Origin of the sequence: Olsenella uli (assembly GCF_901212655.1) — a bacterium.
In the GTDB taxonomy this organism is placed as follows: Bacteria; Actinomycetota; Coriobacteriia; order Coriobacteriales; family Atopobiaceae; genus Parolsenella; species Parolsenella uli_A.
This window is the reverse complement of the sequence record NZ_CAAKON010000025.1, coordinates 30-12,850: the sequence shown is the minus strand read 5'-3', so window position 1 is coordinate 12,850 and position 12,821 is coordinate 30. Positions and strand designations below refer to the sequence as shown.

General features: G+C 67.5%; 8 protein-coding genes. 6 read left to right on the top strand and 2 right to left on the bottom strand.

Annotation, left to right across the window (positions count from 1 at the left end; genetic code table 11):
* Positions 1 to 82: 82 nt before the first annotated feature.
* Together EFAMC2_RS05750 and EFAMC2_RS05745 are read right to left on the bottom strand one after the other, a co-directional pair.
* Positions 83 to 1,642, bottom strand: coding sequence for a lipopolysaccharide biosynthesis protein (locus EFAMC2_RS05750; protein ID WP_187325176.1), 1,560 nt, complete (start codon positions 1,640 to 1,642; stop codon positions 83 to 85).
* A 495-nt stretch (positions 1,643 to 2,137) separates the two neighbouring features.
* Positions 2,138 to 3,196 carry a LacI family DNA-binding transcriptional regulator gene (locus EFAMC2_RS05745; protein WP_154027894.1) on the bottom strand — a complete coding sequence of 353 codons (1,059 nt, stop codon included), beginning with the start codon at positions 3,194 to 3,196 and terminating at the stop codon, positions 2,138 to 2,140.
* Between the two features lie 489 nt (positions 3,197 to 3,685).
* On the opposite strand from EFAMC2_RS05745, the gene uxaC reads away from it, so the two are divergent.
* From uxaC to EFAMC2_RS05715, 6 genes are all read left to right on the top strand, one after another.
* Complete coding sequence (gene uxaC, locus EFAMC2_RS05740) at positions 3,686 to 5,110, top strand: glucuronate isomerase (RefSeq protein ID WP_154027893.1); 1,425 nt, start codon at positions 3,686 to 3,688, stop codon at positions 5,108 to 5,110.
* 11 nt (positions 5,111 to 5,121) lie between these two features.
* Entirely contained in the window at positions 5,122 to 6,633 is a 1,512-nt protein-coding gene (locus EFAMC2_RS05735) for a tagaturonate reductase (RefSeq protein WP_154027892.1), read from the top strand.
* A gap of 8 nt (positions 6,634 to 6,641) precedes the next feature.
* Positions 6,642 to 8,141 carry a UxaA family hydrolase gene (locus EFAMC2_RS05730; RefSeq protein ID WP_154027891.1) on the top strand — a complete coding sequence of 500 codons (1,500 nt, stop codon included), beginning with the start codon at positions 6,642 to 6,644 and terminating at the stop codon, positions 8,139 to 8,141.
* 232 nt (positions 8,142 to 8,373) lie between these two features.
* Complete coding sequence (locus tag EFAMC2_RS05725; protein WP_154027890.1) at positions 8,374 to 9,399, top strand: pectinesterase family protein; 1,026 nt, start codon at positions 8,374 to 8,376, stop codon at positions 9,397 to 9,399.
* On the top strand, positions 9,392 to 11,695 hold the full coding sequence (locus EFAMC2_RS05720) for a GDSL-type esterase/lipase family protein (RefSeq protein ID WP_154027889.1): 2,304 nt from the start codon (positions 9,392 to 9,394) through the stop codon (positions 11,693 to 11,695). The genes EFAMC2_RS05725 and EFAMC2_RS05720 overlap by 8 nt, the downstream gene beginning before the upstream one ends.
* A gap of 34 nt (positions 11,696 to 11,729) precedes the next feature.
* Positions 11,730 to 12,722, top strand: coding sequence for an alpha/beta hydrolase (locus tag EFAMC2_RS05715; RefSeq protein ID WP_154027888.1), 993 nt, complete (start codon positions 11,730 to 11,732; stop codon positions 12,720 to 12,722).
* The last annotated feature ends 99 nt before the right edge of the window (positions 12,723 to 12,821 follow it).

Here is a 12,821-nt window from a genome sequence, read left to right as displayed (position 1 = left end):
CGGTCCAAACTTGCTGCTTGGCCTTCCTGGACTCCCCCCGGGTTCGACTCACGCGCCGGGCACGGTGGGCCGTCCGGCCTCGCTACTCGGCCCGCTCGCCCTCGTCCGTGCCCGCTTTCGCTACGGCTGCCGGTTCCTCTCGAACGGCAGGCTTGTCCTCGCGGCGGAAGTGCAGCGCCTTCATCGTCTCGGAGAGCTCCGCGTGGATGGAGAGGTACTCGGTCACGAGCAGCACGAGCAGGATGCACATGACGATGAGATATCCCAGCACCGCGCCCGTGAGCCCCGTGAACCCGATGAGCAAGGGCGGGATGAACAGGGAAAAGCCCAGCGTGAGCAGGTAGACGCGGGTGACGGCCTTCTGGCGGCGCAGCACCGTGATGATCTGGTACAGGAAGTCGATGGCCGCGCAGACGCCGCCGGTGGCGATCATCACGTAGCAGAGCCCCCTGAACTGCTCGAAGTCCACGCCGTACAGGAAGCTCGTGATGGGGATGCCGATGGTGCCCATGAAGGCGGCCACGCCCAGCGTGAGCAGCACGATGATGGTGAGCACCGCCAGCACGATGAGGTCGAAGCGCACGCGGCGCTTGGGGTCGGCCCAGATCTCGGCCAGACGCGTGAGCTGCGGCTTGTAGATGAAACCGATCGCCATGATGATGATGTGCGCCGGGCTGAACAGGGCGTTGAAGTAGAGCTGGTCCGCGTAGGGGAGCGCGCCCTCCATCGAGAACTTGGGCATGTTGTCGATGAAGTTGTAGAGGAACAGCGCCACGAACAGCGGGAAGCACTGAACGAACAGGTCCTTCACGCCCGAGACCGTCGGGCGGGCGCTCCTCGGCGTCTCGAAGTAGGTGAGCGGCAGCGTGAGCAGCACGAAGCTCGTGATGGCGCCCACGGCCATGGCGATGCCCGCGATGCCCAGGTCGTGCGTGATGAAGATGAGCACGGTGTAGCCCACGATGACGGCCGCCGAGCGCACCGCCTGCGAGACGCCGGCGAGGTAGAGCTTGTCCATCTGCTGAAGGCGCCCCTCGTAGACGTCGGCCAGGCCGTCGATGGCGCGGTAGAGGAACATACCCATGGACAGCGTGAACATCTGGGCGTCGTAGCCGCGGAACTTGCAGTAGGCGAAGCCCGCGGCGAGCATGGCCAGGCAGGTGGCGATGCGGTTCACCTGGTAGTCCCAGAACGAGTGCGTCTCGTCGATGTCGGAGACCTGGTAGGTGCGCACGCCGTAGTTGGCGATGAAGAGCAGCAGCGTGCCGGTGACGAACGCCATGGAGAAGCGGCCGGCGGCATCCACGTTCACGAGCTGCGTGGTGACGATTGAGAGGATGGGGAACACGACGCCCCAGGCGCCCAGGCCCACGGAGTTCCAGATGTAGTCCTGCGTGGTGTTGTGGGCGGCGTACTGCTCGGTCTGGCTCGAGAGCGAGCCGGAGTAGACGGCGCCGATGAGGCGGTTCCACCAGGCCGAGATGAGCAGGGCGAGCTTGTTGGGCTTGCGGGGCTTACGCGGACGCTGGGCGCGCTTTCGGCTGAAGCGCGTGCCGAGTGAGGCCGAACGCAGGTTCGAGCGCGGCTGCGCCGGTGCTGCGCCAGCGGCGGGGCGGGGCAGGGTGGCGCCGGCAGGCTCCACGAGCGGGGTTGTGGCTTCGGCGTAGGGGCTTGGCGCTTGTGCGCTGGCCCGGTGTGGGAGGGAGGCTTCGGCATGCGTGCCGGGCACGTGCGGGGCGGGGCTGGCTGCCTGCTGCGGGACGCCGGGCGCCGCGGCGCGGGCGCCTCGTGCTTGCGGGAGAGGGGATGCGGCCTGCTGCGGGACGCTGCCTTCGCCTTGGCTGGCGGAAGCCTGCTGAGGCGTTGCCCCGGCTCCGCCTCGTCTGCCGATTGGCGCCGTGATCTCCCTCTTGCCCTTGCCAAACGGACCGATTGCCATATGTCCCCCTCATGGCCCGCCATGGGGCCCTCGACGTTGGCCACCTATTCTATCGAAGGGGCGTTACGCGCTTGTGAAGGCCGCGTCGCGTCGAGCGGGCCACGAAGGGGCGAGCGTGGCATGCTTGGGGGATATCGGTTGACGATGCGGCAGGCTCGTCCGGCGATGCGCAGAGTGGGCTTGACGCGCTGGCGCTCGCTACGCCTCGGGCGCCTGGAGGCTCGTGCTCGCGCGAATCTGAAGCTCGGTGGGGATGAGGCACGTGCGCTTCTTGCCTGCCGGGTCGTTGATGCGCTCGAGCATGAGCTTCGCGGCCTCGTAGCCCATCTGGTACGGGTTGGTCTCGAAGGTGGTGACGCCTCCGGCGAGCGTGCTCGTCCAGTCCCAGCCCATGCGGTGCGCCCAGCCCCAGTCGTCGGGGCCGCAGAGGCCCACCTCGCCGGGGACGCGCGCGCCAAGCTCCTCGAGCGCGTTGTTGACGGCAATCAGCGTCACGGTGTTGGTGGCGTAGACGCCCACCGGCCCGTCGCTCTCCTCGAGCAGGCGGCGCATCACCTCGCGCATGGCGCCGGGGTTCCAGGGGTCGGCCAGGTAGACGTCCGCCTCGGGGTCCTGCGCGCCAAAGAGCTCGAGGTCTCCCTCGACGAAGGCGTCGCGGCGCGTCTCGCGCGGGGAGTTGTTGCGGTACTCCTGCGTCACGAGGGCGGCGCGGCGATAGCCCGCCTCGCGCAGGTGGCGCATGAGGGCCAGCGTGGGCTCCCGATACTCGCACGCGGAGATGTCGAAGTTGTAGTCATTGATGTAGCGGTCCGCGAGCACCACGGGCGTGCCCGAGTTGGCGAGGGCGATGAGCTCGGGGTTCTCGGCGCACGTGGTGTTGACGATGAGGCCGTCCACCTGGTGGCTCACGAGAGACTCGATGAGCGCGTGCTCGGTCTCGGGCGAGTCCGCGGCGTCGGCGAACATGGGCACGTAGCTGCCCTCGCGCAGGCCCTGGCTGATGCCGTTCAAAAGCGAGGTGGCGAACGGCGTGGTGATGTTGGCCACGACGACGCCCACGAGGCAGGAACGCTGGGTCTTGAGGCTGCGGGCCACGGCGCTGGGGCGGTAGTTGGCCAGCTGGATGGCCTTCTCCACGCGGGTGCGAGCGCTCTCGGAGAGTAGGTCGAATCGGCCGTTGATGTAGCGCGAGACGGTGGTCTTGGAGACACCCGCCGCGGTGGCGATGTCTGAGATGGTGGCCTTCTTGGCAGCCATGGTGGCTCCTTTGCGGTGGGACCGGTTTGCGAGCTGGGCGTTCGAGGGCCACACATGCGAGTTTGCAGGTGAAATGGGCTATCTGTAACCGTGGGACATCATCGGCGCCAAGCTTATGGAAACGATAACAGAATAAAGGTCAAAACGTGAAGATATGGCAAACCGATGAAAACGGTACCATCTGCCGTTTACCGAGAACCAAATGAAATCGGAAATCAGATTCCAGCGAGAGCTTCCAGCGAAATGCCTGTTGTAGAACTATAAACACCGAGAAAAAGGCCATATTGTGACTTGATTTGCATGCGCAGAGGCTTCACTATGTCAAGCCGAGAGGTGCGTAAAGCACCACTTGGAACGAAGAAGCTATGAAAACGGTTTCAAACAAGTGCCGCTAACAAAGGCGACGCCAGGACGGGAACTCCCCAGGTCGGGAACTCCCGGTTGGGACGCGAAGCCGGGGGCACCCCGGCCAGACGAAGGAGCGCAGACGTGAAGCAGTTCATGGACGATCAGGACTTCCTGCTCAGCACAGAGACGGGCCAGCGGCTCTTCCACGAGTTCGCGCATGGCACGCCCATCGTGGACTATCACTGCCACCTCAACCCCCAGGAGATCTGGGAGGACAAGCGCTTCAGCACCATCACCGAGGTCTGGCTGGGCGGCGACCACTACAAGTGGCGCCTCATGCGCGCCAACGGCGTGGACGAGAAGTACATCACCGGCGACGCCGACCCGCGCGAGAAGTTCCAGAAGTGGGCCGAGACCCTCGAGCGCTGCGTGGGCAACCCCGTCTTCGAGTGGAGCCACCTCGAGCTCAAGCGCTACTTCGGCTTCGACGGCGTGCTCAACTCCAAGTCCGCGCAGGAGGTCTGGGACCTCGCCAACGCCAAGCTCGCCGAGCCCGAGATGAGCGCCCGCAACCTCGTCAAGAACTCCGGCGTGCGCCTCGTCTGCACCACCGACGACCCGGCCGACTCCTTCGAGTTCCACAAGAAGCTCGCCGCCGACGACTCCTTCGACGTGAAGGTCGTCCCGGCCATGCGTCCGGACGCGGCCCTGCGCGTCGAGCGTGGCCCCGAGTTTGCCGCCTACGTGAAGAAGCTTGCCCGTGTCTCTGGCATCGCCATCAAGACCTTCGCCGACTTCAAGCGCGCTATCTCCAAGCGCTATGACGTGGCCGCCGAGCTGGGCTGCGTTGCCTCCGACCACGCGCTCGACTACGTGATGTATGCCCCGGCCACCGAGGCCGAGGTTGAGGCCATCTTCAAGAAGGGCATGGCCGGCAAAGTTCCCACCGAGCGCGAGGTCCTGCAGTACAAGACCGCCTTCATGCAGTTCGCCGCTGCCGAGTACGTGCGCCTCGACTGGGCCATGCAGCTCCACTTTGGCTGCAAGCGCGACAACAACCGTGCCATGTTCGCCAAGCTCGGCCCCGATACCGGCTACGACTGCATCTCCAACTACACCCCGGCCGACCAGCTCGCCGACTTCCTCAACTCCATCCAGGAGAAGAGCGGCCTGCCCAAGACCATCCTCTACAGCCTGAACCCGGTCGACAACACCATGATCGACACGGTCATGGGCTGCTTCCAGGAGGCTCCCGTCGCCGGCAAGATCCAGAACGGCTCCGCCTGGTGGTTCAACGACAACGAGGTGGGCATGCGCGAGCAGCTCACGGCGCTCGCCAACGAGGGCGTGCTGGGCAACTTCGTGGGCATGCTCACGGACTCCCGCTCCTTCCTGAGCTACCCGCGCCACGAGTACTTCCGCCGCGTGCTCTGCGGGCTCATCGGCGAGTGGGTGGAGGCCGGCAAGTATCCCGCCGACTTCGAGGTGCTTGGCAAGCTCGTGAAGGACATCAGCTACAACAACGCCGTCCGCTACTTCAATATGCCCCTCGAGCTCGAGTATTAGGAGACACTCATATGAACACGCTGAGCTACAAGACGCTTGAGGAGATTGGCTACAAGGGGTTCCTGCAGCCCAAGGACGCGCCGGAGAAGGTGCTGCAGTTTGGCGAGGGCAACTTCCTGCGCGCCTTCGTGGACCGCTTCTTCGACATGGCGGCCGAAAAGACCGGTTGGTGCGGCAAGATCGCCCTCGTGCAGCCCATCTCCGGCGGCTATGGCTTCGCCGACGGCCTCAACGCCCAGGACGCCCTTTATACCGTGTGCGTTCGCGGCCGCGAGAACGGCGAGGTCGTTGACGAGACCCGCGTAATCTCCAGCGCGAGCCGCTGCCTCAACCCGTACCGCGAGGCCGACTACGCCGCCATCATGGAGCTCGCCGTCTCCGACGACCTCGAGTTCATCGTCTCCAACACCACCGAGGCCGGCATCGCCTACGACCCGGAGTGCGCGGCCACCGACCAGCCGCCCGCGTCCTTCCCGGCCAAGCTCGCCCAGGTGCTCCACGTCCGCTGGGCCGCCAAGAAGCCTGGCGTCATCATCCTGTCCTGCGAGCTCATCGACCACAACGGCGCCGAGCTGCTTCGCATCGTGAAGCAGTACGTGGCCGACTGGGGCTGGGAGGGCGAGTTCGCAGAGTGGCTCGAGCACGACTGCACCTTCTGCACCACCCTCGTGGACACCATCGTCCCCGGTCGCATCCGCGACCCCAAGGAGGCCGCCGCGGTGGCCGAGCGCCTTGGCTACGAGGACCCGTTCCTGGCCGTGCGCGAGCCGTTCCAGATGTGGGGCATCCAGGGCTCCGAGGAGCTTGCGGCCAAGCTGCCCTTCACTGCGGCGGGCCTGCCTGGCGTGTTCGTGACGCCGGACGTCACCCCGTACAAGAAGCGCAAGGTCCGCATCCTCAACGGCTCGCACACCGGCTTCGTGCCGGGCGCGTGGCTCGCGGGCTTCGACATCGTGCGCGACTGCATGCATGACGACGTGGTCTCCGGTTTCATGGGCAAGCTCCTGAACGACGAGGTCATCCCCACGCTCGCCGCCGACCTGGACGTCGAGGACTGCAAGCGCTTCGCCGCCGCCGTCGAGAGCCGATTCGACAATCCCTTCATCGACCATCAGCTGCTCTCCATCTGCCTCAACTCCACGGCCAAGTGGCGTGCCCGCGACCTGCCGACCCTGCTCGACTTCGTGGCGAGCGAGCACAGGCTGCCGAGCTGCCTCGTGACGAGCCTGGCCGCGCTGATCGCCTTCTATACCACGGGCTTCGAGGGCCGCGAGGACGACGGCCTGCACCTGCGCCGTGCCGACGGCTGCGCCTACACGGCTCAGGACGACGCCTACGTGCTGGACTTCTATGCCGCCCACCACGCCGATGGCGACGCCGCGCTCGTCCATGCCGTCCTCACCGACGGGCAGATGTGGGGCCAGGACCTTACGGACGTCGAGGGCCTCGAGTCCGCGGTCGTCGCCGCGCTGGGCACCATCCGCGCCGAGGGCACCAAGGCCGCCTTCGCCGCCTGCCTCTAAGGACATCCATGAACTCCTTTGTACACATCAATCCCGCCGACAACGTGGTCGTGGCCCTTCGCCCGATCGCGAAGGGCGAGACCCTCGAGGTGCCCGACGGCGTGGGCGCCGTCACGGCGGTCGAGGACATCCCGCAGGGCCACAAGATGGCCGTGCGCGCGCTGGCCGCCGGTGACGCGGTCGTCAAGTACGGCCTGCCCATCGGCCACGTCATCGCCGATGTCGTGCCGGGTACCTGGCTGCACACGCACAACGTGAAGACCAACCTCTCCGGCGAGGTGGAGTACAGCTACAACCCGCCGGCGGGCGGTCCCGTGGAGCCCGAGCACGTGGATTCCGAGACGTTCATGGGCTTCCGTCGCCCGGATGGCCGCGCCGCCACGCGCAACGAGATCTGGATCATCCCCACGGTGGGCTGCGTGAACGAGGTGGCTCGCGCGATGGTGGAGAAGTGCTCGGACCTCGTGCATGGCTCCGTGGGCGGCATCCGCTACTTCCCGCACCCCTTTGGTTGCTCGCAGACCGGTGCGGACCACAACCAGACCAAGAAGTTGCTGGTTGCCCTCTCGCGCCACCCCAACGCCGGCGGCGTGCTGTTCCTGTCGCTGGGCTGCGAGAACTGCACGCATCAGCAGGTGCTCGACGAGCTGGGCGAGTACGACCCCCAGCGCGTGAAGTTCCTCAACTGCCAGCAGGTGGTTGACGAGCAGGAGGCCGGCCGAGCGATCATCTCAGAGCTCGTGGACTACGCGGCGCAGTTCGAGCGCGAGCCGATTCCGGCGAGCGAGCTCGTGCTTGGCATGAAGTGCGGCGGCTCAGACGGCCTCTCCGGCATCACGGCCAACCCCACAATCGGCCGTGTGTCAGACAAGCTTGTTGCCCGCGGCGGCACCACCGTGCTCACCGAGGTGCCCGAGATGTTTGGCGCGGAGAGCTTCCTGCTCAACCGCTGCGTGAGCCGCGAGGTGTTCGACGCGGCCTCCGGCATGCTCAATGGCTTCAAGGACTACTTCCTCGACCACGGCGAGGTGGTCTACGAGAACCCGAGCCCCGGCAACAAGGACGGTGGCATCACCACGCTCGAGGACAAGAGCTGCGGCTGCGTGCAGAAGGGCGGCTCCGCCCCCATCGTGGACGTGCTGCCGTACGCCGGTTGCGCCACCAAGCACGGCCTCAACCTGCTGTGCGGGCCCGGCAATGACATGGTGTCCACCACGGCGCTCACGGCCGCGGGCTGTCACGTGATCCTGTTCTCCACCGGCCGCGGCACGCCCTTTGGCGCGCCGGCGCCCACGCTCAAGGTGTTCACCAACTCGCGCCTGAGCAAGCAGAAGCCGGGCTGGATGGACTTCAACACCGGCGTGGTGGCCGATGGCACGCGCACGCTCGACGAGGCGGCCGACGACCTGTACCAGCTTGTACTTGCGTGCGCGAGTGGCCAAGAGACGAGCGCCGAGCGCCGCGGGTGCCATGAGATAAGCATTTGGAAAGACGGCGTCACGCTCTAACCGAGCGGAATCGTGGCGGGCATCTTGCCGTTCAGGCTTCGGCTTGCGTACCTAAAGTACGCGGCGCCTCGCCTTCGCGGCAATCTGCTCCGCCACGATCCCGCTCGGGGGTGGCTCCGCGCCGGGCATCTTGCCGGCGGGGCCTCGGCTTGCCTGCCGTCCATCTATGGGTCCGTGCGCCTCGGCGCATGGGCCCTTTTGCCACTTGTATCTGTTGTTGATTGGAGGCCTGATGTTCGAGCTGCTTGTCTCGTCTGACGGATCGGGTGATACGCGGACGATTCGCGAGGCGCTCGACCTCGTGGCGAGGCGCGATGCGGACGCCGGCGTGAAGCCGGGCGGCGCGATGCCGGAGCCGGTGACGATTCACCTGGCTGCCGGTACGTATCGCGAGCGGGTGGAGGTCCGTCGCCCGCGCCTCTCGCTTGTGGGCGAGGGGCGGGAGGCTACGCGCATCGCGAGCGGCCTGGGCGCCAAGATGCCTGCCGGCGACGGCATGCTGCTTGGCACCTTCCGCACCTATACGATGCTCGTGGACGCGCCCGACGTCACGCTGCGGGGCCTCGCCGTGGAGAACGACGCGGGCGACGGGCGCGAGGTGGGGCAGGCCATCGCCCTCTATGCCGACGGCGACCGCCTGCGTGTGCTCGACTGCGCGCTGCTCGGGCGCCAGGACACCCTGTTCTGCGGCCCGCTGCCCCCGCGCGAGATTCAGCCCGGTGGGTTCATCGGCCCCAAGCAGTTCAGCCCCAGGGTCGTGGGGCGCCAGTACTATCGCGGCTGCCTGATCGCCGGTGACGTGGACTTCGTCTTCGGTGGCGGCCGCTGCTTCTTTGAGGGCTGCGAGATTCGCTCGCTGGGCCGCGGCGATGACCCGAACGGCTACGTGACCGCTGCCTCCACGCCGGAGGGCGAGCCCTATGGGCTCGTGTTCTCCCGGTGCCGCCTCACGTCTGAGGGGTGCGCCAATGTCACGGTCTACCTCGGGCGACCGTGGCGCGACTGGGCGCAGACGGCCTTCGTGGACTGCGAGCTTGGGGCGCACATCAAGCCCGAGGGCTGGTTCGACTGGAAGAAGCCGCATGCGCGCGAGGCGTCGCGCTACGTGGGCGCGGGGCTTGTGGGGCCTGGCGCCGCAGGCGTTGCGTGGCCGGCGTGGACGTCGGTATTGGGCGAGGACGAGGCGACCGAGGAGTTCTCCCGCGAGCGGGTGCTCGCGGGCGAGGACGGTTGGGATCCGGAGGCGTGCGATGAGTGAGGGTTGCTGCGGCGTTGCGGGCGAGGGCTTGTGCGGGACGCGGGGCGTGACCTCCGTGGCCCGCGAGGGCGTGGGCCCTGCGACCGACGGGGAACTCGGGAGGGCGCACGGGGAGGCGACCGTCCTCGTCCCCGGTGGTGCCATCGAGCTCGCCGAGGGCGGGCGCACGGCACATGTCGCCGAGTATCTCGGTAGCCTGCCCACGATGCGGCGGGTGTTCGACCGACTTGCCCGCAAGCGGGCGTTTGCCGGCGGAGATGCCCACGCCTGGCTTGCCTGGCGCGATGACGCCCGGACGCGCTTGCGCGGGCTGCTCGGCCTTGACCTCATGGAGCCATGCCCGCCCGAGGGCCGCGTGACCGAGCGGGTGCGCATCGCCCGCAACGGCAGCGCGGTGGCTGAGGGGTCTCCGGATGTGTTTGCCACGCGCGAGCGCATCCTCGTGCAGGTGCAGCCGGGCGAGTGGATGCCCACCTACGCGCTCATCCCGGACGACCGCCTGCGCGCGGCCGACGGTAGGGCCCTTGTCGTCCTCTGTCCGCACGGGCACCAGGGCGCCGGCAAGCTCGCCGTGGCCGGCGTGCGCGGCATCGGTGCGGTCGAGGACGCGCTCGCCAAGTTCGACTACGACTATGGCCTCAAGCTCGCGCGCCTTGGCTACGTGGCGCTCTGCCCAGACGCCCGTGGCTCCGGCGAGCGCCGTGACGCCGCGTGCCAGGGCGACGAGGATCAGAAGTTCATGCGCTGCTCAGACGTGCAGCTCGCGCACATGGTAGAGCCCCTGGGCCTCACGGTCATCGGCATGCTCACGTGGGACCTCATGCGTCTTGTCGACTACGTGGGGACCCGTCGCGAGTGGAGCCTCGAGGACCTGGGCTGCGTGGGCTTCTCGGGCGGCGGCATGCAGACGCTCTGGCTCTCGGCGCTGGACGAGCGCGTGCGCTGGGCCATCGTCAGCGGCTACCTCTACGGCGTGCGGGACTCGCTGCTCGAGCTCAACAACAACTGCAGCTGCAACTATGTTCCGGGGCTGTGGCGCAGCTACGACATGGGCGATGTGGCCTCGCTCGTCGCGCCGCGCCCGCTCGTGGTGCAGAGCTGCACGGAGGATCACCTCAACGGATGCCGCGGCGTGGCGAACGCCGACGAGCAGGTGGCCGTCGCGCGTGCCGCATACGAGCTGCTTGGCGCGGCTGGGTCATCATCGGCGGATTCCGAGGGGCCGTCGGTGGTGACGGGGTCCCTGCGCCACGACCATCACCCGGGCCCGCACCACTTCTGCGGTGACCTGCTCGCGGACGAGGTGGCGTGGGTCAAGGCTCGCCTGGCGGGCGAGGGCCGGACGGCGGGCGAGGGCCACGTCTCGGCGCGAGGCCACGGTCCTGCGCCTGCGACCTCCGAGTCCTCCTCGATTGACGCCTTGTTTGACCCGGCGGGTTGCGGCTCCGTCTCAACGTCCAATTCCCCCGCATCGCACACTCTCAACGAAGGGAAGCAAGCCATGCGTGTGTTCATTGCCGGTGACTCTACCTGCGCCCCCAAGCTCGGCACCAAGCGCCCGGAGACTGGCTGGGGCGAGCGCCTCGGCTGCTACTTCGACAACGAGGTGCAGGTCATCAACCATGCTCACAACGGAGAGAGCACCAAGAGTTTCATCGCCTGCGGGCGCTTCGATGCCGTGGCGGAAGACCTTGCCGCCGGCGACTGGCTCTTCATCCAGTTCGCCCACAATGACGAGCACGCTCGCCCCGTCCAGCACACCGAGCCCTATGTCGACTTCACGGCCAACCTCACTCGCTTCGTGGAGCTTGCCCGCGAAAAGGGCGCCCATCCCGTGCTGCTCACGCCCATAGCGCGTCGCAAGTTTGGCGAGGATGGCGTGCCCGAGGACACGCACCGCGACTACGCCGATGCCACGCGCAAGCTCGCCGCGAAGCTCCAGGTGCCACTGATCGACCTGACGGTTTCGACCACGAAGCTGCTGGCAGAGCTTGGGCCCGACCGCTCGGTTAGGCTCTTCAACCATGGCGAGCTGGGGGAGTACTTCAACTATCCCGAGGGCGTGGACGACCACACACACCTCTGCCCGCACGGCGCATTCGTGATTGCGGGCCTGGCGGCTCGGGGCGTGCGCGAGGCGGGGCTCGAGCCGCTGGCAGCACATCTCGTGGAGAGCCCCGTGGAGCCCGAGCCCGAGACCGGCGACGGCGCCTTTCCGGTGGACCAGCACCAATTCGAGGTGAGCCGCGGGCAGACGGCCTCGTTCGAGCGGGCCGACGGCGAGCCCACGGCGTAGGATGGTCGTTCGCGTTTTGTGATGGAGGTTGCTCATGCTGTGCGAACACATAGGTCTTGGCGGGGCCACGCTCGACGCCTACCTGCTCGAGCGCATTCCCGCCGTGGCGGCCACGCAGGCGCGCCCGTGCGTGGTGGTGCTGCCGGGCGGGGGCTACGGCCACCTGTCTGCCCGCGAGTCCGAGCCCGTGGCGCTGCGCTTCTGTGGCGAGGGGCTGCATGCCTGCGTGCTGCGCTACAGCGTGGCGCCGGCACGCTGGCCCCAGGCGCTCGTGGAGGCCGCCGGCGCACTGGCCTTGCTGCGCGAGCGGTCGGCCGAGTGGGGGATCGACCCGGCCCGCATCTACGTGGCCGGCTTCTCCGCGGGCGGCCATCTTGCCGGGTGCCTCGGTGCGTTCTGGAACCAGCCCTGGCTGGCCGAGCGTGCGGGACGCCTGCTGGCCACCGTGTCGGTACCTGAGCGCGAGCTGGCGCCGGGGAAGGGTCCGGCGCCCCAGGCTGCGCCAATGCGTGGCGCCTGCGCCCCCGTCTGCGAGGACATTCGACCGAGCGCGCTCGTGCTGGGCTATCCGGTCATCACCTCGGGCGCATTCGGGCACCATGGCTCGTTCGAGACCCTGTGCGCCCCGGGGCTGCCGGATGCCGCCGACCCCGCGTCGCTTGGGGCGAGCTCGACGGGCGAGCTCGTCAGCCGGCTGTCGCTCGAGCATCGCGTGACCGAGGCCTGGCCGCCCACCTTCCTCTGGCACACCTTCGATGACCAGAGCGTGCCCGTCGAGAACAGCCTCCTTTTGGCGGCGGCCCTTCACGAGAGCGGGGTTCCGGCGGAGCTCCACGTGTTTCCGCATGGCCCGCACGGCAGCGCCCTCGGCGTGGCCGAGACCGCCATGGACAAGTGCGGCGAGCTCGTTTGCGACCCGGCGAGCGGCCGCGTCACCTCGCGTAACAACGCGCAGGTGCAGCCGGACACCATCGCTACCTGGCCTGACCTCGCGCTTCGCTGGCTCCGGAGCCTCCCTGTGCGCTAGCGTTGGCATGATTCAAAAAAAGTTGCGCCCTTTGGATGACGATGGGTGCAAAGAGTGCTATAGTACTTCCTTGCGCGAACGCGACATGAGTCGCATCAC

Excerpts from the sequence above, each read along its gene's own strand:
- EFAMC2_RS05745 (WP_154027894.1), bottom strand. The coding sequence starts at position 3,196 with ATGGCTGCCAAGAAGGCCACCATCTCAGACATCGCCACCGCGGCGGGT.
- EFAMC2_RS05735 (WP_154027892.1), top strand. The coding sequence starts at position 5,122 with ATGAACACGCTGAGCTACAAGACGCTTGAGGAGATTGGCTACAAGGGG.
- EFAMC2_RS05730 (WP_154027891.1), top strand. The coding sequence starts at position 6,642 with ATGAACTCCTTTGTACACATCAATCCCGCCGACAACGTGGTCGTGGCC.
- EFAMC2_RS05725 (WP_154027890.1), top strand. The coding sequence starts at position 8,374 with ATGTTCGAGCTGCTTGTCTCGTCTGACGGATCGGGTGATACGCGGACG.
- EFAMC2_RS05720 (WP_154027889.1), top strand. The coding sequence starts at position 9,392 with ATGAGTGAGGGTTGCTGCGGCGTTGCGGGCGAGGGCTTGTGCGGGACG.
- EFAMC2_RS05715 (WP_154027888.1), top strand. The coding sequence starts at position 11,730 with ATGCTGTGCGAACACATAGGTCTTGGCGGGGCCACGCTCGACGCCTAC.